We start from the raw sequence: 21,766 nt of genomic DNA, 5'->3' as shown, positions 1-21,766 counted from the left end.
AAAAAAACTTATTTATTAACTAGTTAAGGGAGCAGTCTCTGACAATTTTTGATGTCTTAGTTATTGAACTGTCTCGACGTTCTTCTTCCTGTATTGCAGGATGATATTTAGTTCCTCAATCTAGTGGAGTTGTTCACTAAATATGGGTACTTAATCACTTAATCAAAAAGTTATGGTACGCTGAATTTATTAAACTAGAATGGTTGCTTGCACACAGCTTTTTCTTGAGCTGGACGATTCGGTAGTCGACACCTCGAGAAGATAAATAGGACGCTTTCGCAATTGATTCGCGACTGTATCCGTTTGCCAGCATAGATAATATAGCTATATCGATCTCCCTTATTAAACCGTAGTCTAAAAACGGATTAATATCCTCAATTTTGGATTGGATAATCATATAATGAATATTACTTAGATCTTTATATAGTTTGGTTAGTTCTTGAGGTTCTATATGTCTGCTATTATCTATCATCAAGTAGAACCGACCCACCCAGTTTGGGTTTATCATGCATGGTATCTCGACCGACACCTTTTTTTCGTATCCAAACTTCAACAGATCATCATTAGGGCTAAATTTAAACTTGGGCCAATCATTGTAGTCCCAGACATGATATTCGCTCGATAGGGATATTTCAGTATTTGGATCTTTTCTTGCCCATCTTTTTCGAGATGTAATGCTGTACTTTATCGCAGTAAGTGAGCTAGATAGAATAAGTTCTCTTTCTGACGCCTTGTTAACCTTAGAAAACCCGAGAGGTAATTTAGAATTCTTGATATCTAAAGCAAACATGGTGTCTGCAATATTATGAGTCCGCGAAAACTCAGTTAGGATGCTACTAATTTTCATGCTTATCCCCTTCTTCTAAAGAGACTCTCAGTAGGCCATATTTGCTGGCACTATACACTAACTCTGACAATGTATTCGCTTCAAATGAAAGCTTTGCTATTTCTATATAATAATCGACTCCGCTGACGGACAAGTTTAATTTTTCTGCAACTTCCTCTCTGGAGTAACCAGCTGAAACTAAAGTAATTATGTCTACTGTTTTACAATTGATCAATCCCATACTCATTAATGATTGTCGGATAAATTTATGACTATTATTGATGCTAATAACAGCTTGCAGGAGCTTTGCATTAATCAGTTCAATATTTGCAGAAAGATCTCTAGTGAAAGGCTCTTTTGAATAGAACACGAACTTGGCTTTTAGCTTGGGAGCGAATAAAAGTACGATATCTATCGCCAAGCTTTCCTTATATATGGCAGTGAAAGAATCATCATGTTCAACGATCCTACGGCTACCCGATTTTATTCTATCAGCTTGTAAATCCTCTTTATTTGTATGTTGTGTCTTGAATGTGTTTACTGCATTATGATTGCTACTTACTATGAGACCAATTTCCTCACCTGTCATGGATAGATTAATATTGTGGTATTTGGGGTCATTCAAACAAATATAGACCAAACAAGAATTAGCACCAAATTCCTTAGAAAGCGTACATAAATTTTTGTCTATTATTGTTTTCATTAGAGGAATATCATCACAGCAATCTGAATTCAATTGTAATATTTACATGATTGTTTTTATTGTTAGAAGGGTAATTAATTAGTTTTTTAATATTCATTTGTATTCTACTTTCCAATTAAAACTACACCTCGGAAGTAGAGGTGTCTGCGGTTATTTTTCGGCGGTGTTCCACCAATACTGACGATGTTTCCAAATTCTAACTGTATCGTTTTAAAGTCTCTTCTGTTCTATCTTCCATTGGCCTGAAATCTCAAATTATGGATAGCCGACTTCAAGTCAATCTAATTTAGAACTTTGTCAAGTTCAATTTCTACTCCTTATAAATGTGAACAGCATCAAGATAATCGTATTGGAAACATAATCGTTACAATTTTTATTAAATATCTGTGAGAAGTCACTAACGGCAACTGAATTGTATGTGGCGAGACAAAGGCGTGGTAATTCAAGGTGTTAGAGTTTTTGGCATGTTGACGAGAATGAAGCCGATTACTAATTTTGACACACATCAAAGCTGAGATTTTGATATCATTTTTATAACAACTGGTGTGAGCTTTACTATGAGAAATCACTAACTCTAAAGGAATAGGTTAAGTAATTATATTCTCAGGGCGAGAGCACGTATGTTCAGTTTTTGCCCAACCTGTTAATTCCGGCCAGTATCACTTGCTCCAGATAGGCACTATTCATGGCAGCCATCTTCTGTTTGCGCCGGATGCTCGCTTTTTTGCCCGTTTCTAATCGCAGCATGTTGAGCGCCATGTGGCGAACTCCAGCCAATACCTCGGCAGCATTACCACGATAGATTTGGCAAGCATCTTCATTCATCGTGACATCAAGCACCCAGTGCAATCGACTTTCAATCTCCCAGTGTCCTCGAACAGCATCGGCAAATCGTTCAGGAGTCAGTTCCGCTGAACTGATGTAATAGCGGTAGTCCAATGACTCTTTGCCGGTCGAATCCAGCCGGTAGCCGATGGCAACACCAATCGTTTTGAGCCCTTCCCAAACAGGAAGTTCGGCGGCGATATCGGTTGCTGGTAGAACATGGTACTCGTGGGCTTCAACACGGCCATGGCCTTGCCCGATGGTACTTGTATGGTTCTTTTGCGAGACTGGGGCCAGCGCTTTTTGCACGACTTTAGCTAAGTTTTCCTGGTTACCTTTTACTGCCAGAAGGTAGTCACCACCTTGTTTAACGATCTGGCTGGCGATATCAGTTTGGCAGCCCATTGCGTCAATGGAAACCAAGCAACCACTGACATCCAGAAGCTTCAGCAACTCAGGAATAGCGGTGATCTCATTGGATTTCTCTTGGGTTTTAACCTGGCCCATGACCACGCCGTTGGCAGTAGCAAAGGCGCTGACCATATGAATCGTGGATTTACGATCTTCGCGGTTGTAGGACCCTCGGAGGACCTTACCATCAATGGCGATGAGTTCACCTTCAGAACTTGCACTGACAGCCTGCATCCATTTCAAGAAACAGTCTTGGAATTGCGATGGTTCAACCGAAGATACCACCCTCGCGATGGTGTCATGAACTGGGAGCCCTTCGCGGAACAAACCTTTGCTTTGCAGCCAGTCAAGGTGGGCCTCACCAAAGTCTTCAATATCCTCCCAGCCATCCATGCCAGCGATGGTGGCACATACGGTCAGGAACAGCACATCGAACAACGGGTATGTGATTTTGGCGGATTGACGTGGGTCTTGGATCACTGCGAAGTGCTGTGAAAAGGAATCGATGTGCATGAGGGGCTCCCCAAAAAGGAGTATAAGATCACAACCGGATCTGCTGGTCAAATCCAGCTTTTAGCGCTCAAGAAATGTTCGCGATCTCGCCCTGCTAGATTTGTTTTTTGATGTTAGGTAACTAATTGATTTTAGGCGCCTGAGAGTTTCCAACTAGATATGACATGATCAAGGGTTCGATAACAGCAGAAGGCGGTCACTTAGGTGGCCGCTTTTTTTATCTCCCGTGTCGGGCCCCGTGGCTGTGAACCGCGCAACCTTGTCCCTCTGACCCCGCTCTGTTGTTGCCAAATAGCCGACAGAATGCCGTTCACTCACCTAATCTAACTTAATGAGATACAGGCTTTAAGGGCGAGTGCGAAGTGGCGGGAAACTGGTTGGAATTCATCGCCGGGTTGGGGATTTTCCTCTATGCCATGCAGCGGCTGGAGAGTGCCCTGGGGATGCTGGCGGAGGCCACTTTCCGCCGGGTATTACTGAGTGCCACAGATTCGGCCTCGGGCTCTATCGCCAGTGGAACCCTGGCGACGGCGGTACTGCAAAGCAGTTCCATGGTCGGGCTGATGGTGTTGGCTCTGGTGGGCAGCGGTGTTCTGCCGCTGGCCAACGCCATTGGCATGATAATCGGCGCCAACCTGGGTACTACGGTCACCGGTTGGCTGGTTACCCTACTGGGGTTCAAGCTGTCGTTATCGGCCTTGGTACTGCCGATGATGGGGGTTGGTGGACTGGTCTACATCACCGGTGAACGTCGGCGACGGCTACAGGCGCTGGGGCTGCTGCTGTTTGCCCTGGGCCTGCTGGTCTTCGGCCTGGATACCATGAAAGAGAGCGTCGCTGGGCTGAAGGAGGGCTTCAGGCCCGAGTCGTACGCCCATCTGCACAACTTTGTCTACCTGCTGGTTGGGTTAGTATTTACCGCCATCATCCAGTCCAGCTCCGCCTGCATGCTGATCACCCTCAATGCCCTGAGCGCCGGGTTGGTGGAGTTGCCCGCCGCCGCGGCCATCATTATCGGTGCCGATCTGGGTACCACGGTGACCATAGTGATCGGCTGCATCAAGGGCAGTGACAACAAGCGGCGGGTGGCGGCCGCCCATGTGCTGTTTAACCTGGGAACGTCAATCTTGGCCTACCCGCTGATTGTGCCCGTATTCGATTACCTCTATCCCTGGCTGAATTTCACCGATCCTCTGTACGGGCTGGTGGTCTTCCACAGCTTGTTTAACCTGCTGGGGGTGGTGCTGGTGTACCCCTTTATGGGAATGCTGGCCCGGCTGCTAAGGCGGTTCTTCCGTACCCCTTCGCCGGCGATGGATCGAATGCTGATGGACATCCCTCCGGAGAAGGTGGTGCTCGCTACCCTGGCTATCGACCGGGCGTTGCAGGAGTGCTGCCTGCTTGCCCTCAAGGTCAACAACCGGGTGTTGAAGCTACCTGTAGCCTCATCCGTCACACCATTGTTCCAGGCAGAGACGCCTGCCAGTTTCGATGAAGAGTATGCGGCACTGAGAGACCGGGAGGGACAGCTGAGTGAATTTATTCTGGATGTGCTGGCCCATGCCCAGGATAAGCAGAAGGCCGGGTTGAGGGATGCTCTCAAGCTGCTGCGTCATATCGGCTATGCGGCCAAAGCGGTTAAGGACATCAAGGGGGACTTGCAACAGGCAGGGCTTTCCGGCGACAAGAGCGTGGTCCGCTTTAAGCGGGATCGCACCCTGCAGGAGCAGCAGAGACTGGAGCGCATTGCCCAGTGGTTGACCGCTCCGCCGGAAGAGATCGACATCGGGAGGCTCCATGCCCTGCAGGAGCAGGCCAGAGCCGACCATCTGGCGTTTATCGACCGGGTGTATACCTGGATTCAGCAGGATGAGATCGAGGGGGAAACCTTCATCGTGCTGACCAACATTAGCAAACACCTGCTGAATATGAATAAGCAGTGGGCTTGTTGCTTGGAGATCCTCATTTCGATACGTTGCAAACTTAACGACTGAGATCGCCGGCCACAGAGCACTTCAGCGGAGCGGGTTGTTTCGATTCACAGCCTAATAAAACTTTTTGGCTTGTTTGGACCCGGGTCATTTATGATTCCCCGGAATATGGCAATGTAGCTGTGAATTGGAATTCTGAAACAGGTCGGGCGCAAATGAACAAGCACGGTAAATACGATGCCTATCAGATGATCATCTTCGATGCGCTGGCGTCGGCGGGCAGCTTTACTCTGGCGGCGGAGCGGCTGGAGGTGTCCATCTCCCACGTCAGCAAGCAGGTGAAGGATCTCGAGCAGCGCCTGGGAGTGAAACTGGTCAAGGTGACGCCCCGGCAGTTGACGCTGACCCGTGAAGGGGCGCTGTTTGCCGATGCCTGTCAGCGGATGATTGCGGTGATGGACCAGGCCACAGAGCAGGTGCTCGATTCCAAGGCGGAGATCGCCGGTGTGGTGCGCATTGCCATGTCCCACTCGCTGGGAGCCCGCTATATGGTGCCCATTGCCCAGACGTTGCAGGCGCGCTATCCGGGGCTGGCACTGGAGGTGACTCTGGGGGACTGCCGGGTCGACATGTTGGAGGATGACGTGGATCTGTGGTTCACCACCAGCAAGCAGATCAGCCAGGGCTATATCGCCCAACGGCTGTACGATGTCGGCTTTGTATTGCTGGCTTCCGCCTCCTATCTGCAGTGCCATGGCGCGCCTTCCCACCCGGATCAGCTGAGTCAGCACAACTGCATCATCTATCGAAGTAAGACCCGGGATTACCACAACTGGTCGTTCTGCCGCCAGGGTCGGCATCTGGAGGTCGAGGTATCGGGAAACTTTGTTATCGACAGTGCCGAAGCGGTGCTGGATGCGGTGAGTTCGGGGCTGGGCATCGGCTACATCGCCGATTATCTGCTGCCTAAGCACGCCGGGGCCGAGCCGCTGGTGCCACTGCTTAAGGAGTGGCGTACGGATCTGTCGATGCCGGTGTACGCCGTCTACCCGTCCCGCAAGGCATTGCCCAATCGCCTCAAGGTGGTGATCGATACGGTCAGGGAGTACCTGAACCGTCCGGTTGATGGGTGAGGATTGGGGGATTGCAACAGGGAGCCTGAGGGCTCCTTTTTTTTGTTTTCTCAGCAGGAAAAGCAGCTTTTCCGTCTGGATCTGTGTGGCCCTGGGGGGCGGCGCTAAGATGAGGGCGTTTTTTGGCAGGCGAGGGGTCTCGGGACGCCCTGGCCGAATGAGACCGCACAGAGGTCATCAGATGACGACGAGGGCTGTTATGACTGTTGTAAACAAAGATGAAAAAACCAAGGGGATTCGCCAGTACCACATCGGTATGGTTGATGGCGACGTGGCCGAATATGTGTTGTTGCCCGGCGACCCCTTTCGCACCGACATTATCGCTAAATACTTAGATGACGCCGAGCTGGTGGCACACAAACGGGAACACAAAACCTATACCGGCTTTTACAAAGGGGTTCGCATCTCCGTCACCTCCACCGGCATGGGCTGCCCCTCTACCGCCATTGCCGCCGAGGAGCTGGCCAACATCGGCGCCAAAGTCTTTATCCGCCTGGGCAGCTGCGCGGCCCTGCAGGATGAGATCGACATTGGCGATCTGGTGGTGACCACCGGGGCGATGAAAAATGAGGGTACCTCAAAATTCTACGTGCCGGATAACTTTCCGGCCATCGCCGATCTGGAGGTGACCTCGGAGCTGATATCGGTGGCCAAGGAGTACTGCAACGATAAGACGGCCAAGGTGCATTGGGGTATCACCTCCACCGACGACTCTTTCTATGGTGAAAGTCCGGAGTGGATTCAGAAACTGATCGATCTGGGTTTGAAGAACATCGAGATGGAGTCCTCGGCGCTGTTTACCGTCTGTCACCGGCGAGGCCTCAGAGGGGCGACCATCTGTGCGGCGGCGGCCAATCATAAGCGCGGTGAAAACCTCTGGGGCAAACGCAACCTTCCGCTGGAGGAGGGAATCGAGCTGGAGACCCAGATCGCCCTGGAAACCCTGTATCGCCTGCATCAGGCCGGCCTGAAGCTGTAGTGATTCGGCGCGGGAGGTCTCACGTGGTGGTGATCACGGTGGCCTCCTTTGCGTTTTGCCCACGCCATAATTAAGGAGGCTTGTTGTGACTGTTGAGTTGATGGGGTATCTGGGGTCGGCGCTGATTACGGTGTCATTGCTGTCGGCCAATGTGTACTTTCTCCGGACCTTTAATTCACTGGGGTGCCTGATCATGGCCGGATACGGTCTGGCCATCGAGGCCTACCCGGTGACGTTGATGAACGGCGCCTGTGTGTTGATCAACCTGGCGCAGATGCTCAAGGCCCGCCGACACAACAGGGCGGTGCAGTCCTAGCCGCCGCTGTTGATGGCCGGGGAGTGCGGTAACGACGGCTTCGGCTCGTTGCCAAACCGAGTGACCGACAGCGGCATGGTGTCGAGCGGCGCCCCGGCCTTTGAGTCGTGCTGCCCTTGCCAGAACATGGGGCCCCCGGGCGTGATTCTGTTTGCCGGGATGCCCGGGGTCGATAAGCGGACGGCTTCTGGGCTAGAATAATCGCCCTTGCCCTTGAGCCTCAATAAGAGCGTGAATGACTGAACTGGAACCGCGTTATCGCATTATGCGCGCCGCCGATGACGCGCATTTTCACACCTGCTTCTATTGCGGCTGCATCGCCACCGAATCGGATTTCGCCCCTCCCCGAGATCACTGGTACGCCTTTGCGGATCATCAACAGGCCGCCGACAACCTGCAGGTGCCCGCCTGCAAGGAGTGCCTGACCCTGTTGAAGGGCTGCACCATGGGACTGTTGCTGCAGCGCCGGGATGTGGTTCAGGCCAGGCTGGCCAACAAATACAAGCAAGCCATCAATGTCTATCTTCGCTGGAATCCGGATGAGGTGGCGGAGCTGGATCGCTCGCTCAAGCACAGCATCGTCGCCGGTCTGACTCTCGGCGAGGAGGCCCATCGGCGCAGTAGGTACCCCGGTTATGCCTATGAGCTTGAGGGGAGCCGCATCGAGGTTGCCCAGTTGCAGCCGCAGCCGGTACGGGTGTTTGGTGAGCGTTTCGACAGTCTGAAGGCCGCGCTGGTGTACGCCAGTCGTACCTACGGCATTAAACAGGGCCAGCTGGCGGAAGGCCTGGCCAAGCACAACCACAACCTGGATGCGGTGATCCTGGCGTTTCAGCAGCAACAGCAGCAGCAGTTGTCGGAGCGGGAGATCAACCGTCACTGTGCGGCCTTTGCCAAGCAGCATGGCCAGTCCCGTCGCTATGTGGTTAATGCGGTGCACCGCTACCTTGATCGTGACGACACCCTGACGGTGACCGAGGCGCTGGACAAGCTGTATCAGGAACGCATTCAGCATTTTCTGAAGTCGACCTGAGCGGGGATGCACCTTTGCTGTGGCAACGGTGTGGTTGTGCGTCGATGTGATTATTGGCGCATGGCGTTTTTCTGCCTGATTCATCGCCATTCAAGCCGTTTGCTGTAAGCGGTTGTCAGGATTTTCGTCAGCCTGTGTCAGCACCCTTAACCGCTGACGCAGGATCACGTTTTCACTCCCCTCCTTTCTCCTACCCTAGCGCCGTTGTTTTTCCTGTTTCGCAAGCTAAGGGGTAAGGGTGTCCATCAGAGAACGAGTGGAAAATCAAAAGGCGTTATTGTGGCTCTCGCGATCACTGAACCGAAAACACCAGGGCCTGAAGCGGCGGTTCCGCATCGCGTCAACCCTGGTCTGGAGCAACCTGCATGCTCGGGACATTGCCCGGGTTACCCGGGTATTGGATGCCGAATGTCTGCAGCCGGTGCTGCAAATTAATCCCAGGGTGGTGCGTAAGCCGTTTCGCCCCTATGTGTGTATTGGATGGGATAAAGAGCGCCGTATCGACGAGATCAATGGCCACCACCAGTGTTTGTTGCAGCGCTTTGGGCCTCGGGTGGCAGCGATCTATACCGGCCATGGCATTAAGTTGCTGGAGGTTCAGGATAACGAGGCGCAGTCCTATGAGATCTATCTGGATCAGGGGCTGAATAAGGAGGGGGGCCTGGGGCTGAGCGTGAAAAACCGCCTCGGTCAGCGGGTGTTCACCATCAGTTTCAGCTTGTCCGAGCGCGATGGCGGGGCTATGTACATCGGGGCGGTTCAGGGGCCCACCAACCGGGTTGAGAACCGCGAACAGGTGATTCGGGCACTGACCAGGGGGATGCACGGCCTGAGGCCCAAGTCGCTGGTGGTGGAGCTGGCGTTAATGCTGGCTCGGCAGCTGGGGTTAGCGAAGGTCTACGCAGTGACCAACAAGGGCCACATCTACCAGTCTCCCCGCTACATCGGCCGCAAGCGCAATGCGGTACGTTTTGATTACGACGCCCAGTGGCTGGAACATGGTGGCGAGCCAGTGAATGCGCATCTCTTCCAGCTGCCGCTGACGCCGGTACGAAAAGATACCGCCAGTCTTAAGCGCAGCAAACGGCGGTTGTACAACAAACGCTATGAGTGGCTAGATGGCCTGGAGCAGCAGTTTGCCCAGCAGCTTTACCAGGTGACGCTTCACTAAGGCACTGACCGGTACCGCAGACGTTAACAAGGCCGCATCGCGCGGCCTGGCTGGTTTGTGCGGGGTTAATTATTGCGGTTGCTGATGTACTCCAGGCCCCCGCAGATCGCCGCGACCTGGGCCTGGTTGCACTGCTCAGCCGTGGCCGTGGGGCTGTCCGGGTACACCTCGGTGGTGGTGACAAAGGGGGCATCACTGAGGCCGGCACACAGGCCCAGCTTCTTGGTGGGGTAGTTGATGACCCCGGTTTGTTGCACCGGCGAGCCGATGATATTGCCGTCGCTGTCGGCGGGGGCGATGTGGGTCACCTGACGTACTGCGGCGATCATGGCAGACTGAAATTCCGGCTCGGGTTTGTCGCTGTCCCCCACCAGATAGAAGCCATCGGGAATGGTGCCTTTCACGTACTCGATCCCATCCCGGGCGGCCAGCGCCGGACGAAACTCCAGCTCATCGGTGTCGGTGGTTTCATGGAGGTCGATGTGGGCCAGCAACTCGATCTGCAGGGAGTCAACCAGCCGCATCAGCGACGCCGACTCTTGCGCCGGGCTGTCCGGATAGAAAGAACGATTGGGATCCACCGCATTGGGGTTCCAGCGGTTGATGGTTTCATAGCCCCAGGGGCTGACGCAGGGGGCAATGATCAGGTTGAAGCGGGCCTGATAGTCCTGTGCCCGGCTGGCGGCAAACGCCAGGGCGCCATGGACACCACTGGTTTCGTAGCCATGGACGCCTCCGCTGATAAGTACCGTTGGTTTGTGTGGCTGCCAGTCGTGGCTTTTCAGGGCCAGCAGCGGGTAGCGTTCGGTGTCGTAAGACAGGGCGCCGTATTGCAACAGTTCGAAGCGATTGGCCAGTGCGCGAATGGCGCTGACCACCTCAGTTTGGTAGCTGCGCTGAATCTGTGCTCGGGCACGCCAGGCCGCTTTATCGGCGTCGCTCCACGGGGTGTGGGGGCGACCAATGGGGTAGGCGCGTGAATCGGTCATCGTTCCCTCTTATGATTGTTCTGCTTGGTTTACCAGTATAGGGGCGATGACGGCAGCAGAACACCGTCGCTGTCGTGGTTGTGCTGGCGAGTGCGGGTCGAGTCGGTCACAGGCCGATTTCGGGGGCAGGGGCGAGGAGAGACAGTCACTGAATGTCGGCCATCGTCCGTTACTGCCTGATACTCGACCTCTGCTCAGCGGTTATCTGCAGTCTGTCATTGAACTTGGAGTCATACTCCGGGGCTGTGGGGGTGCCCCGGCGCGTGGATGTTCTAACCGGCCTGGCCCAGAGAATTAAGAATGTGCTGCTCCAGGCTTTTTTGTAGCCAGATGGGGGTGGATACCCGACCATCCTGATCGTGCTTAAGCCACAGGTAAACGGTCTTAGGGGTTTTAAAACTGATCAGCTCTTCAAACTGGCGGGAACTCAACTGAATCGCCTGAATGCCTTTCAGGTCCCGAAAGAAACTGGCACAAGAGCTGAATGCCAGTAGAGAGATTGCATCCGATTCCAGCAGCGAGTTGGACATGGCAGCCATGTCGGAGGCGATGGAGTCCAGTTGGAAGGGGATGCCCTTGCGCTTGCAGTAAAACTTCATCGGTGACTGGCTGTTAGGGTAACAGGCGTTGCCGTACAAGATATGGGGGTAGCTGGCAATTTGCTCCAGGCTGGGGTTGTCCCAGATAGGGTGCCCCTCACGGGCGACCAGATACACCTTCTTTGGGGTGGCGATGGCTTTGGACAGGATCCCTTCGCGCTCGGCCGGGGTAAAACTGATCACCGCATCGGCGCGGTTGGAGGCCAGTTCATCCAGGGTGGAGTCGTTGAACAGTTTCAGATGAATACTGTGAGGATCGTTATTGTTTTCGGCGGCACAGCGCACGCTGTGAATCAGGTTGATGGCCAACTGCGGTGGGGTAATGATGTGCAGGTTATTGTGGTGGTCCATCTCTTTGAAGTGGCCGATGGCGGCGATCTCCTCCGATTCGCCTAGTAGCCTGCTGAGGATGGGGTACAGGTTGTCTGCCAGAGGCGTAGGTTCAAAGCCGTGCTGACGACGAATGAACAGTTGGTCGGAGAAGGACTGCCTCAGTGCATTGAGGCTGCGACTGATTTTCGATGGTGGCACATCCAGAATGCCAGCCACGGCGATGGAGTTACCATGTTGGTACACCAGACAGAAGGCGCGAATGACAAACAGGTTGATGTCTTTCAATTTGTCGATATTGACGCTGGTCATGGGTAATCCTTGGATTCAATCGGCGGCAGCACCACGGAGTTAATGATGAATTGCTCGATGCAGGACAGCAGCCATTCTGGCATCTGCTGTTGCCTAGTGGGGCTGAGCAGGTAATAGTTTGGCACGCCCATACGCTGGTGTAGCAGGTCGAATTGATCCTGAGGCAGACGGCGAATGCTGATGTCGCTGAGGCGATCCATAAATTCAGCTGCGAATTTCTGGCCGATAAAGGTCAACCCGTGGCTGGTTTCCAGCTGGTCGGCCAACTCGGTGAGGCCGCTGACTTTGGTTTCAATCGTCAGGTGGCGACCGATGTCATTGGCGTACACTTCCAGAGGATCAATGCGGTCGTTAAAGGCCGGGCAATCGGTGACAATAAACGGATAATCAATGATCTCTTTTAATTGTGGCTGAATACTGCGCTGCCAGATCGGGTGTTGATGGTTGCCAACGACAAACAAAGCATTGCCTTCGGTAATAAACTGACTGCGCACACTTTCCGCTGTAGAGCTCTCAAAGCTGATGGCAACATCAATATCCCCCTGCTGAATTTCAGAGTCAACGTGATGGGTGATCGGCTTTACATTAAAAGTAAAATGCTGATTATTCTCATTTGCACTTGCCTGAAGGTATTGCGCCAGCTTGATACATAAGCCGGTGGGGCAGGCGATAACAATCTCTTGCTTTAGGCGGTTATTCTCTTCCTGGCCGAGGTTGCAGGCCTGCCCGGCAAATTCCAGCACCCGTTTCATCTCTGGGTAGATGCGCGTAGCCATCTCACTGGGCTCAAAGCCATATTGTTTGCGATGGAACAGAGGATCGTCCAAGGCATGGCGTAAGCTATTTAGACAGCGGCTTATTTTGGATGCAGGTACATTCAGTGTCTGAGCCACACTTAGAGAATTCAGTGACTCGTATACAAGTACGAAGACCTGAAAAGAGAAAATGTTGATGTCTCGTAATTTGTCCATCGCCTAGATTCACCCCACTTTTTATCGCACTATACGTTATCGAGTGAATCAGGTGTCTGATTAGAATCACAGAATTAGCAAGAATTAATGCAGCAAGTTTATTCTTATTCACTCGAAAACGGCTAGGCTGTAGCGATAAATACAAATTTATTGATAGTAGTGTCACTTATTTCATTATTTCTGTCGCCTTATTAGTCATTAATGCAACCAGTTGAGGCTTTCTCGAATTGCATTAATATTTAATGTTCCCCAATCACTCAGGCAGAATTGCTGAAAATAGGTTTCATAAATGCAAGCGTCGCAACCTGAGTGTATTCTCCAAAGTTGCATCGGCTTTGCATTATACATTTCGATAACACCGTTGGATTTGGTGTATCACGCTGAATCCTAGCTGTTTCTTGGTTTTTCTGCGGCCTGGTTGCTGTTTTGTAATACAGTGACTCAGTTCAAATTCATCGTTTAGTTACTTCAAATAGTATTTATTCCAGCCACTTAGAGGGCGAATTCCATTTTTGGAGAAATGATGATGAGAATGACAAAAAGAACACCGTTGGCGCTGCTGATTGCATCGGCTTTGATGATGGCCGGTTGCAGTGATGGTGACGATGGTAAAGATGGTGCTCCGGGGCAGCCTGGTGAACCGGGTCAGCCGGGAGAGCCTGGTTTGCCTGCGGGCAGCTTTGCCGAAACCATTGAGTCTGCTGCAGAGATGACCATTACTCTGCTGCCTGAAAACCTGGCCATCGCGGCCGGTCAGCCGTTTTCCATCGCGTTTAGCGTGACCGGCAAAAATGCCAAAGGGGAAGATGTGCCCTTCCTTGGCATGGATAAGGTGGCGCTGTACGTGCTGAACGAACAGGCCAACGACGCGGGCGGTGCGCCCAAGCAGTGGGTCAACCATGTGATGGCCAATGAAGCCGGCTATTACATGTACTGTACCCCAGAGGGCACCACCATCTCCTGGGGCAATGAGGTGAATGCCTGCACCCTGGTGGAAGACGAGGCCAACCCGGGTACCTACACCGGTACCTGGACCCATGAGGGGCCGGCGCCGGTCATTCTGGCGTCCGCCAGTGCCGATGATCTGCATCGGGTATTCATGAGGGCTTACAACATCGTCAATGCCGCCGGTGAAGGGATTTCCGATAAGATCTTCTCCTCACCGCTGGACTACATTCCGGCCACCGGAGAGCTGGCACAGTCTGAAAAAGACACCGTCAGCAGCGCCGCCTGCATCCAGTGCCACGGCGAGCAGGATGGCCGCATTGCCAACATTGAAGCCCACCACAATTATCAGAAAGTGGAAAACTGTGTAGCCTGTCATAACCCGGCACTGAGCGGTGGCCAGGACGATCCGGCCATCGGCTGGAACGCTGACTTTGGCCCCATGGTGCATACCATCCACGGTGGTCATAAGCTTCATACCATTCTGGGTAAAGAACTGACTGGCGAAGCCCACGAGATGTTCGGTGAAATCGGGTTCCCGTCCGAGCTGAACGAATGTACCGTGTGTCACGATGGCGAGCCAAGCTGGCAGACCAATGTCTATGCCGAAGCCTGCCAGGCCTGCCACATCGACTTCAGAAATGACGATTCGCTGGCGGTGCCCCATGCCGGCATTGACGCTGCGGCGTGTGGCGGCTGTCACACCACCGAGTGGATGAGCAGTGCCCACAACGTGGGTGACCGTACCAAGGCAACCGCTTCTATCGAGGCACAAGTCGTGGATGTGGTGTACACCGAAGGCGCCATCGAAGGCGATGATGACACCTTGCAGGTGACCCTGGCGGTAACTCAGGATGGTGAAGCCGTTGCTGATGGCTTCGACCTTCTGCCCTACACCAAGCTGGACAAAGATGGTAATCCAGCTTACTCCACCGTGATGGTGGGCAGTGTGGATGAAGAGGGTACGGTGACCAACAACAGCTATGTAGAGATGTCCGGTAATGCCGCCGCTGGTGGTGAGATCACCGCGACTCTGGCCGGTGACCTGAATCTGGATAGCATGAGCCTCTACCTGGCTTCCCGTATCTCCCTGTGCAGTAAGGACGGCGCGTTGGTGGAGTGCTATGTGGATCGCGATGCTGCCGAACCTGTACCTCAGTATGAAGTGGCTTATACCGCCATTACTATGCCGACGGCTTACTGGAATCTGGCCAACGCCGACGGCAGCGATGCCCTGGTGTCCCGTTTCAGCCAGCCGGATCGCATCACTGCCGATGAAGCCAAGTGCAACAACTGCCACGATACGCTGGCCAACGCCAAGCACTACGGTAACCTCAAATTTGACCAGTGCATGAACTGCCACAATGAAACCTGGGGCGGTTCCTACCACTCTACCGTGGAGTACAAGTCCGACGAGGTGGATGCCGATGGTAATCCGGTGTTTAAGACCATCGATGGCCTGAGCTACCACACTCGTGACCTGTTTGCGGTGGCCCACCGCTTCCATACCGGTCTGTGGGACGACAACCGTGGCTTCCCGGCCATCCATCTGGACAGCAGCATGGAGACTCAGGGCTATCCGGATCAGGCCAACAGCTGTGTGGCCTGCCACAAGGATGATACCGCCCTGTTTGCCGCCGACGGTGGTCTGGCGTCCGGCAAGCGAGCTCTGGGTGTGGATCTGAACTTTGATGGTGTCAACGACGGCTACCTGTCGCCTGTAGCGGAAGCGTGCCGAACCTGTCACGCCCACTCCAGTCCGGCGGCGCTGGCGCACTTCAAGAGTAACGGCTCTTACGTAGAGGGTGAGCCTTCTACCAGCGCGGATCTGCCGGTCGAGTCCTGTGGGACTTGTCACGCCGAAGGCAAGACCTACGGTATTGACGTGATGCACGCCGGTGGTGCTCACTAAGACGTTGCATTTCCCTGCAACTGAGTTAAAGCGCCTTCGGGCGCTTTTTTTGTGCCTCAGTGGCGGTGGATCAGTCGCTTGAACGACTCGCTGAAGTGGCTGCGGGGGCCGGTGCTGGATTGCTCGATGATCATCACCGCCAGGGAGTGCCGGCGGGCGATGGCCAGGGCGCGTTCGGCATCCAGTACCATCAGCGCAGTGGCGTAGGCGTCGGCAACGGCGCAACTGGAGTGAACCACGGTCACCGACAGGGTATCGCTGAGGCTGGGGTAGCCGCTGCGGGGATCGATGATGTGTCCAAGGCGCACCCCGTTGTTTTCAATGAAGTTAACATAGTTTCCCGAGGTGGCCATGGACAGGTTCTTCAGGGGCACGATCTGCTGCAAGGCCAGGCTCAGTTTTTCTGGCCGGGTCACGGCAACCTGCCAGTCGCGGCCGGGCTGTGGTTGGCCCCGGGTTTTGACTTCGCCGCCGATCTCCACCAGGTAGTGGTCAATGCCCAGTTGATCCAACACCAGCGCGACGCGATCGACGCCATAGCCTTTGGCCACGGCGGAGGGGTTAAAGGCCAGGCCGGCAATCTGTTTGGTCAGGGTGCGTTGTTGCAGTTCGAACCCCGCCATGCCGGTGTGGCTGCGGGCACGCTCTAACTGGCCGCGATTCTTATGATTCAGGTCCCGGGGTTGGTGGCCAAAGCCCCAGAATTCGATTACCGGTCCCAGGGTGATGTCGAGGGCACCGTCGGTGTTGTCACTGATCTGGCTGGCGATGGCGACCACGGTAGACAGATCCTCTGAAACCATGATCGGTTGGCCGGTGGGCGCCTGATTGACCCGGGTGATCTCTGAGTCGGGTCGAAATACCGACAGGCCCGCGTTGATCTGCTGCAGTTGCTGCTGAACGGCCAGCAGTACCTGGTGGGGACTCTGTCGGGGCGAGTCTTGGCGCCACTGTATGGTGTAGGTGGTGCCCATGGTGTCTCCGGCGATATGGCGCATTCGGGGGGCGGCGGAGGAGGCAAGACTGAGCAGTGCCAGCAGGGCGCAGACGGGAGGCAGAAGCTTCATGGCGGGGTTCCTGAAATGAAAAAGGCCAGCCTCGAAGGCCGGCCTTATAGGGTGAGTAAACCTTGGTTTAGTTGGCGGCTGCCTGTTGGCCGGCAAGGCGGCCGAACACCGTGATGTCGGTAATGGCGTTGCCACCCAGGCGGTTGGAGCCGTGGGTCATGCCGGTCACTTCACCGGCGGCAAACAGGCCTTCAATAGGTTGGCCGTTGTCGGCGATGACCCGAGTGTGGGTATCGGTGACCAGGCCGCCCATGGTGTGGTGTACCGAAGGCTTGGCAACCAGCATGTAGAACGGAGGCTGCAGCAGCGTTTTCAGGCCGCCACGGTGGTTGAACTCCTGGTCTTTGCCCTGCTTGGCAAACTGATTGACCCGGCCGACCTGAGCCATCAGAGCCTGCTTGTCGATGCCAAATTTGTCGGCCAACTCTTCGATGCTGTCGGCTTTGTACATGAAGCCTTTGCGGTTCAGCTCAGCGAACTCATCTTTGTGTACACCCACGACTTTGGCGGCTTGCTCGATCTCGTTGCCCCACAGGACATAAGCCTGCTGGTTGGTTTGGGCCAGAATGGCGCGGCTGATGACGTCACGGCGTTCCAGCTCTTCCACAAAGCGTTTGCCTTGCTTGTTCACCAGCAGGGCACCGAAGAATCGGGAGTCGGCGATCAGCGAGATCACACCGGTGTCCACGTGGCAGATGGGGTAGGTCTGAATCGAGGACATGTTGTGGGTCTTGGCGTGCAGCTTTTCCGCCATCACGATGCCGTCGCCGGTGATGCCGCGGGCGTTGGTGGTGCCGTAGCGATTATCCAGCTCAGGGACGTAGCGGGTACGCATCTCGACGTTGGCGCCAAATCCACCGGTCGCCAGTATCACGCCCTTGCTGGCGAAGTAGCTGATGGTCTTGCCGTTCTTCTCTGCTTCCACGCCGATAACCCGGCCATTCTGATCTTGAATCAGGGCCTTGGCCGTGGTGCGGGTATGGATGGGAATCTGCAGCTCATCGGTTTTGGCCATAAACTTGCTGATCCATTCGGCACCGGTGTGGTTTTTCGGGATCAGGGCGCGCTTGACGCTGTGACCGCCAAACTGGAACAGCTGATCTTTATAGAAGTCGACGTGAATGTAATCTCGCAGCCACTCGGCGGCCGGCAGGGCTTGTTCTGCCAGAATCTGAACCATCTCCGGATCGCCCAGATAGTCGCCCCCCTTGAGGGTGTCTTTGACAAACAGTTCGATGCTGTCTTCGATCCCTTTCTGTTTCTGAACCCAGTTGCCAGGGACGTTCATCTGGCCACCGGTGATCAGGCTGTTGCCGCCGACGGTTGGCATCTTCTCGATGATGACCACATTGGCACCGGCGTTCTTGGCGGTGATGGCGGCACTGAACCCGGCACCACCGGAACCGATAACCACCACATCAAACTGCTGCTCGGTGGCCACATCGGCTTGCTTTTTGGCTTTGGCTGCTCCGGCAATCAGGGTGACACCGGCCGCATCCAGGGAGTTGTTGACTGCCTCTTTAAAGGCGCCACTGGTGATGGTGGCACCGCTGATGCCGTCCACTTCGGTGCTGTTGTTGGCGATCATCGCGTCTTTCATCTCGGTGAAGACCGAGGCGGCGAGCACCTTGTTTTCGTTCTGTTTCAGAATCTGGATGCCCAGCAGCTGGCCATCTTTGACCTCGGTTTGCACCTGGATTTCACCATGCTTACCAAAGGCTTTGCCTTCGCTGGTGACGCTGGGGCTGTCAACGTGGCTGCTGCAGCCGACGACCAGGGCCAGGATGGCGCTGGAGATTAGAGTTTTCTTTAACACAGGATGTCTCTCTCTTTAAAAGCTCATGCCGATGGCGATGCCGTACTCGATGCCGTCGTTGGGCGTGGCCCCCCAGCTGTCGAACTGGGTCAGGTGCAGCTTGGTGTACACGGATTTGGTCAGGTTGGTTTTCAGGGTAGTGATAAGCTGATGACCGTAGCTGTCGTAACCCAGGGTCTGCTTGTGTTCGCCATCACGGCCGAATTGGCCTTCGTAGTTAACGGTCAGGCTGTGTTTCAGACCGGCGAGGGCGAAGGGGTAGCGGGCATTGATGACGGCGGCTGCACCACTGAGGCCATCGAAGCTGGCATTGGTGGGGCTAAAGGAAGCGGCGGAATAGTTAATGCCGGCACCGGCATTAATAAACAGGTCGCCAAATTTCTGATTGGTGGTCAGGCCCAAATACAGATTGTCTTCCATTACGGTGCGATTGGAGACCAGGAAATTCTGCATCCACAAGTTGTGATTGCTGCTGCCAATCTGTTTATCCACAATGGCCAGAGATTTAACTGTTAATTTGCCGTCAGCACCGTGTTGAGCGTCCTTAACTTCGCCTGGGTTTTCCAGTTTTACATAGGCAAATAGTGTGCCCCAGTCGGCTTTGTTAAAGTGGCTTAGTTTTAAAAATGGCTGGTTGTAGGCGCCGGCGTTGTCGTCTCGGGTATCTGAAGTATAGGCCTTGTAGCCCAGGTCCAGTGAGGTGGCTGACATGGCGGGAGCCACCAGGAGTACGGACAGTGCTGCGATTAACTTGGTGTTCATCTGAGGGATTCCTAGCTGAAAATTCCTGTTTAGAATACCGAGTTGGAAATAATTGACTGCGAGGTGGTTCCGAGGTTGGGTTGTCGGTTATTAAAGTGTGTGGAATGAGGAAGTGAATGAAATCGTTTTTATCAAATGCGAGAGAATTTGTGAGCGGCTCTAAATAATTTGATGGAACTTGATTGGTTTGGCTTTTTATCAATGTCTTGCCTTTGTGAAATTAACGTCAAAATAATCTTTTTTGTTTTATATATCAACTTAATAATCGTTGGCTTTGATTTTTTAAGTGCACCCAATACAAAAAAAGGCGCCCAGAGGGCGCCTGCGTCTATCCGTCGGAATTAGCCATCCGGCAGCGTCAGCGACGCCCGGAAGCGGTTGTCGCTGGTGTCGATCTCAAACTGCCACTCCAGTTGGCTGGTCAGGCGTTTGACCAGCATCAGCCCTAGGCCGAAGCCACTGTGGTTGTTGTTGGTCATGGGGTTGCTGATGACAATGCGGCTGCCCCGCTGCTGAATGTCGATGCCATCGGCACCATGTTCCAGGCTGTTTCGAATCAGGTTGTTGAGCACGATGGACAGGGGTTCTTTCAGCGTGGTCAACCGGGTGGCGTCACCGTCCAGAGTGACCGGAATGCTGCTGCCCTGGGCGTGCTGCTGATCTTCGACAATCTGACTCAGCATCTGGTTCAGGTGAACCGGTGACGGGTTCATGGAGCTGCAGTCCGGATCCATCATCCACAACAGGGTTTCGGTGATCGATTTCATCTGGGCGGTAGCCTGGCGAGCGTGCAGCGTCGGGCCGCTCAGCTGGCCCTGCTGAAGGGTTAGAATATCGAATGAGGACTGGCAGATGGCGATGGGGGTGCGCAGTTCATGGCTGGCAAAGCGCAGAAAACTCAGCTCTCGCTGTTGAGCCTGTTTCAGTTGCCGTATCGAGCCTTCCAGGGCGTCAACGATGGACTGCAGTTCGGCGTAGCACTGTTTGGGGAACTGCAGTGGCAGCATCTTCTGCCAGTCGTGTTGCTTGATGGCCTGGCTGATCTGGTGCACCGGCGTGATGACCTGGCTTTGCATGTAGAACGCCAGGCTGGCGACCACGCCGAAGGTCATCACGATCAGCAGCAAAATGGCGGTCATGTTTTTGGGAGCAAACACCAAGTCGTGAGTGGCATTGTAGTGCAGCCAGACGTAGTAGGGGCGTTGGTCACTGCCCTGATACAGCATCAAGGCATCGATAAAGGGGCCATCCACGTGTTGGTAGCTGATGGACTGAGGTTGTTTGGGCGGGACAAAGTCGTTGATGGCCCGCACCTGCCTGGGAACCGATTGCCAACTGTCAAATACCTGAATGTTATCGGTAATAAAGGCCTTTCCATTGGCCATGAAGAGCTGTTCGGCGGCCTGGCCAGCGTTATTCATGGTGATTTCATGCATCGAAAACATGCCGGTGCACATCATGCACAGGGGGATGATGCTGTTGATGGCCAGGGTGATGGCAAGAAATGCCAGACCATAGCCCTGGTAGACCCGTTTAAGGCTGAGTTTAGGCTTCATCTTGACTGACCTTAAGGCATAAGCCGACGCCGCGCAGGGTATGAATCAGCTTGCTGTCGAAGGGTTTGTCGACCACTTTTCTGAGCAGGTGAAGGTGGCTGCGCAGGCTGTCACTGTCCGGGGGAGTGTCGGGCCACAGCATCCGTTCAATCTCTTCCCGTTCTACCGTTTCCGGGCTGCGCCTGGCCAGTAAAGAGAGGATCTGCCAGCCGGTTTTCGACAGCGCCAGCGGCTGCTGCTGGCGCCAGGCCTGATGACTGCCAAAATCAATCTCAAGGTCTCCCAGTTTGAGCACCTTGGGGGCCGGACGACGCTCGGCGATTACCCTCAGGCGGGCCACCAGCTCCGGCAGGGCAAAGGGTTTCACCAGATAGTCATCGGCGCCGACTTCAAAGCCTTTGAGGCGGTCGTTGAGGTTGCCCCTGGCGGTGAGCATGATGATTGGGGTCGGCAGGCATTGGGCTTTCCACTGCTGGCAGGCCTGAACGCCGTCGCCGTCGGGCAGGTTCAGATCCAGGATCAGGGCGTCGTAGTGACACTGGAACAGCAACTCGCCCCCCTGGTGCAGGGTGCTGGCGTAATCGCAGTCGATGCCGTTGAGCTCAAGAAAGTGAACGATGTTCTTAGCCAGCAGGCAGTTGTCTTCGACCAGGAGGACGAGCATGA

The 21,766-nt window shown here is 54.2% G+C and carries 18 protein-coding genes; 7 read left to right on the top strand and 11 right to left on the bottom strand.

Annotated features, from left to right (window positions below):
- Window positions 1–836: 836 nt before the first annotated feature.
- Both BLT77_RS10030 and BLT77_RS10025 read right to left on the bottom strand, forming a co-directional pair.
- Window positions 837–1,529 carry a helix-turn-helix transcriptional regulator gene (locus tag BLT77_RS10030; RefSeq protein WP_090365138.1) on the bottom strand — a complete coding sequence of 231 codons (693 nt, stop codon included), beginning with the start codon at window positions 1,527–1,529 and terminating at the stop codon, window positions 837–839.
- A gap of 624 nt (window positions 1,530–2,153) precedes the next feature.
- The gene (locus tag BLT77_RS10025) at window positions 2,154–3,278 is read right to left on the bottom strand and encodes an ISAs1 family transposase (RefSeq protein WP_090365137.1); all 1,125 of its coding nucleotides are present in this window, start codon (window positions 3,276–3,278) and stop codon (window positions 2,154–2,156) included.
- A gap of 377 nt (window positions 3,279–3,655) precedes the next feature.
- On the opposite strand from BLT77_RS10025, the gene BLT77_RS10020 reads away from it, so the two are divergent.
- From BLT77_RS10020 to BLT77_RS10005, 4 genes are all read left to right on the top strand, one after another.
- Entirely contained in the window at window positions 3,656–5,272 is a 1,617-nt protein-coding gene (locus BLT77_RS10020; protein ID WP_143026607.1) for a Na/Pi cotransporter family protein, read from the top strand.
- A 152-nt stretch (window positions 5,273–5,424) separates the two neighbouring features.
- Entirely contained in the window at window positions 5,425–6,342 is a 918-nt protein-coding gene (locus tag BLT77_RS10015; protein ID WP_090365135.1) for a LysR family transcriptional regulator, read from the top strand.
- A 199-nt stretch (window positions 6,343–6,541) separates the two neighbouring features.
- Entirely contained in the window at window positions 6,542–7,321 is a 780-nt protein-coding gene (locus BLT77_RS10010; RefSeq protein WP_090365134.1) for a nucleoside phosphorylase, read from the top strand.
- A gap of 85 nt (window positions 7,322–7,406) precedes the next feature.
- Window positions 7,407–7,637, top strand: coding sequence for a hypothetical protein (locus tag BLT77_RS10005; protein ID WP_090365133.1), 231 nt, complete (start codon window positions 7,407–7,409; stop codon window positions 7,635–7,637).
- Here BLT77_RS10005 and BLT77_RS20605 read toward each other — a convergent pair.
- The gene (locus BLT77_RS20605; protein ID WP_281241973.1) at window positions 7,634–7,765 is read right to left on the bottom strand and encodes a hypothetical protein; all 132 of its coding nucleotides are present in this window, start codon (window positions 7,763–7,765) and stop codon (window positions 7,634–7,636) included. The genes BLT77_RS10005 and BLT77_RS20605 overlap by 4 nt on opposite strands.
- Window positions 7,766–7,872: 107 nt before the next feature.
- Between BLT77_RS20605 and BLT77_RS10000 the strand changes: the two genes are divergently transcribed.
- Together BLT77_RS10000 and BLT77_RS09995 are read left to right on the top strand one after the other, a co-directional pair.
- Window positions 7,873–8,670, top strand: coding sequence for a hypothetical protein (locus BLT77_RS10000; protein ID WP_090365132.1), 798 nt, complete (start codon window positions 7,873–7,875; stop codon window positions 8,668–8,670).
- 238 nt (window positions 8,671–8,908) lie between these two features.
- On the top strand, window positions 8,909–9,841 hold the full coding sequence (locus tag BLT77_RS09995; RefSeq protein ID WP_090365131.1) for a VirK/YbjX family protein: 933 nt from the start codon (window positions 8,909–8,911) through the stop codon (window positions 9,839–9,841).
- A gap of 65 nt (window positions 9,842–9,906) precedes the next feature.
- Here BLT77_RS09995 and BLT77_RS09990 read toward each other — a convergent pair whose 3' ends face one another.
- The 3 genes from BLT77_RS09990 to BLT77_RS09980 form a co-directional block, all read right to left on the bottom strand.
- On the bottom strand, window positions 9,907–10,830 hold the full coding sequence (locus BLT77_RS09990; protein ID WP_090365130.1) for a M14 family metallopeptidase: 924 nt from the start codon (window positions 10,828–10,830) through the stop codon (window positions 9,907–9,909).
- 272 nt (window positions 10,831–11,102) lie between these two features.
- Window positions 11,103–12,071 (bottom strand): LysR family transcriptional regulator, encoded by a 969-nt coding sequence (locus BLT77_RS09985; RefSeq protein ID WP_090365129.1) that lies wholly within the window; start codon window positions 12,069–12,071, stop codon window positions 11,103–11,105.
- A complete protein-coding gene (locus tag BLT77_RS09980) occupies window positions 12,068–13,042 on the bottom strand; it encodes a LysR family transcriptional regulator (protein ID WP_090365128.1) in 975 nt (324 codons plus the stop codon). Before BLT77_RS09980 ends, BLT77_RS09985 begins: the two co-directional genes overlap by 4 nt.
- A 532-nt stretch (window positions 13,043–13,574) precedes the next feature.
- On the opposite strand from BLT77_RS09980, the gene BLT77_RS09975 reads away from it, so the two are divergent.
- Complete coding sequence (locus BLT77_RS09975) at window positions 13,575–15,899, top strand: OmcA/MtrC family decaheme c-type cytochrome (protein ID WP_245709917.1); 2,325 nt, start codon at window positions 13,575–13,577, stop codon at window positions 15,897–15,899.
- A gap of 56 nt (window positions 15,900–15,955) precedes the next feature.
- Here BLT77_RS09975 and BLT77_RS09970 read toward each other — a convergent pair whose 3' ends face one another.
- From BLT77_RS09970 to BLT77_RS09950, 5 genes are all read right to left on the bottom strand, one after another.
- On the bottom strand, window positions 15,956–16,966 hold the full coding sequence (locus BLT77_RS09970) for an FAD:protein FMN transferase (RefSeq protein WP_090365127.1): 1,011 nt from the start codon (window positions 16,964–16,966) through the stop codon (window positions 15,956–15,958).
- 67 nt (window positions 16,967–17,033) lie between these two features.
- The gene (locus tag BLT77_RS09965; RefSeq protein WP_090365126.1) at window positions 17,034–18,782 is read right to left on the bottom strand and encodes a flavocytochrome c; all 1,749 of its coding nucleotides are present in this window, start codon (window positions 18,780–18,782) and stop codon (window positions 17,034–17,036) included.
- 15 nt (window positions 18,783–18,797) lie between these two features.
- The gene (locus BLT77_RS09960; protein WP_090365125.1) at window positions 18,798–19,544 is read right to left on the bottom strand and encodes an outer membrane protein OmpK; all 747 of its coding nucleotides are present in this window, start codon (window positions 19,542–19,544) and stop codon (window positions 18,798–18,800) included.
- 341 nt (window positions 19,545–19,885) lie between these two features.
- On the bottom strand, window positions 19,886–21,100 hold the full coding sequence (locus BLT77_RS09955; RefSeq protein ID WP_090365124.1) for a sensor histidine kinase: 1,215 nt from the start codon (window positions 21,098–21,100) through the stop codon (window positions 19,886–19,888).
- On the bottom strand, window positions 21,090–21,764 hold the full coding sequence (locus BLT77_RS09950; RefSeq protein WP_090365123.1) for a response regulator transcription factor: 675 nt from the start codon (window positions 21,762–21,764) through the stop codon (window positions 21,090–21,092). The genes BLT77_RS09955 and BLT77_RS09950 overlap by 11 nt, the downstream gene beginning before the upstream one ends.
- Window positions 21,765–21,766 lie beyond the last annotated feature (2 nt).

It is taken from the genome of Ferrimonas sediminum (genome assembly GCF_900100175.1).
GTDB lineage: Bacteria > Pseudomonadota > Gammaproteobacteria > Enterobacterales > Shewanellaceae > Ferrimonas > Ferrimonas sediminum.
Note: the sequence above shows the minus strand (reverse complement) of the source record. Positions and strands in the feature narration are given on the sequence as shown.

Excerpts from the sequence above, each read along its gene's own strand:
- BLT77_RS10030 (WP_090365138.1), bottom strand. The coding sequence starts at position 1,529 with ATGAAAACAATAATAGACAAAAATTTATGTACGCTTTCTAAGGAATTT.
- BLT77_RS10025 (WP_090365137.1), bottom strand. The coding sequence starts at position 3,278 with ATGCACATCGATTCCTTTTCACAGCACTTCGCAGTGATCCAAGACCCA.
- BLT77_RS10015 (WP_090365135.1), top strand. The coding sequence starts at position 5,425 with ATGAACAAGCACGGTAAATACGATGCCTATCAGATGATCATCTTCGAT.
- BLT77_RS10010 (WP_090365134.1), top strand. The coding sequence starts at position 6,542 with ATGACTGTTGTAAACAAAGATGAAAAAACCAAGGGGATTCGCCAGTAC.
- BLT77_RS20605 (WP_281241973.1), bottom strand. The coding sequence starts at position 7,765 with ATGTTCTGGCAAGGGCAGCACGACTCAAAGGCCGGGGCGCCGCTCGAC.
- BLT77_RS10000 (WP_090365132.1), top strand. The coding sequence starts at position 7,873 with ATGACTGAACTGGAACCGCGTTATCGCATTATGCGCGCCGCCGATGAC.
- BLT77_RS09990 (WP_090365130.1), bottom strand. The coding sequence starts at position 10,830 with ATGACCGATTCACGCGCCTACCCCATTGGTCGCCCCCACACCCCGTGG.
- BLT77_RS09985 (WP_090365129.1), bottom strand. The coding sequence starts at position 12,071 with ATGACCAGCGTCAATATCGACAAATTGAAAGACATCAACCTGTTTGTC.
- BLT77_RS09980 (WP_090365128.1), bottom strand. The coding sequence starts at position 13,042 with ATGGACAAATTACGAGACATCAACATTTTCTCTTTTCAGGTCTTCGTA.
- BLT77_RS09975 (WP_245709917.1), top strand. The coding sequence starts at position 13,575 with ATGACAAAAAGAACACCGTTGGCGCTGCTGATTGCATCGGCTTTGATG.
- BLT77_RS09970 (WP_090365127.1), bottom strand. The coding sequence starts at position 16,966 with ATGAAGCTTCTGCCTCCCGTCTGCGCCCTGCTGGCACTGCTCAGTCTT.
- BLT77_RS09960 (WP_090365125.1), bottom strand. The coding sequence starts at position 19,544 with ATGAACACCAAGTTAATCGCAGCACTGTCCGTACTCCTGGTGGCTCCC.
- BLT77_RS09955 (WP_090365124.1), bottom strand. The coding sequence starts at position 21,100 with ATGAAGCCTAAACTCAGCCTTAAACGGGTCTACCAGGGCTATGGTCTG.
- BLT77_RS09950 (WP_090365123.1), bottom strand. The coding sequence starts at position 21,764 with ATGCTCGTCCTCCTGGTCGAAGACAACTGCCTGCTGGCTAAGAACATC.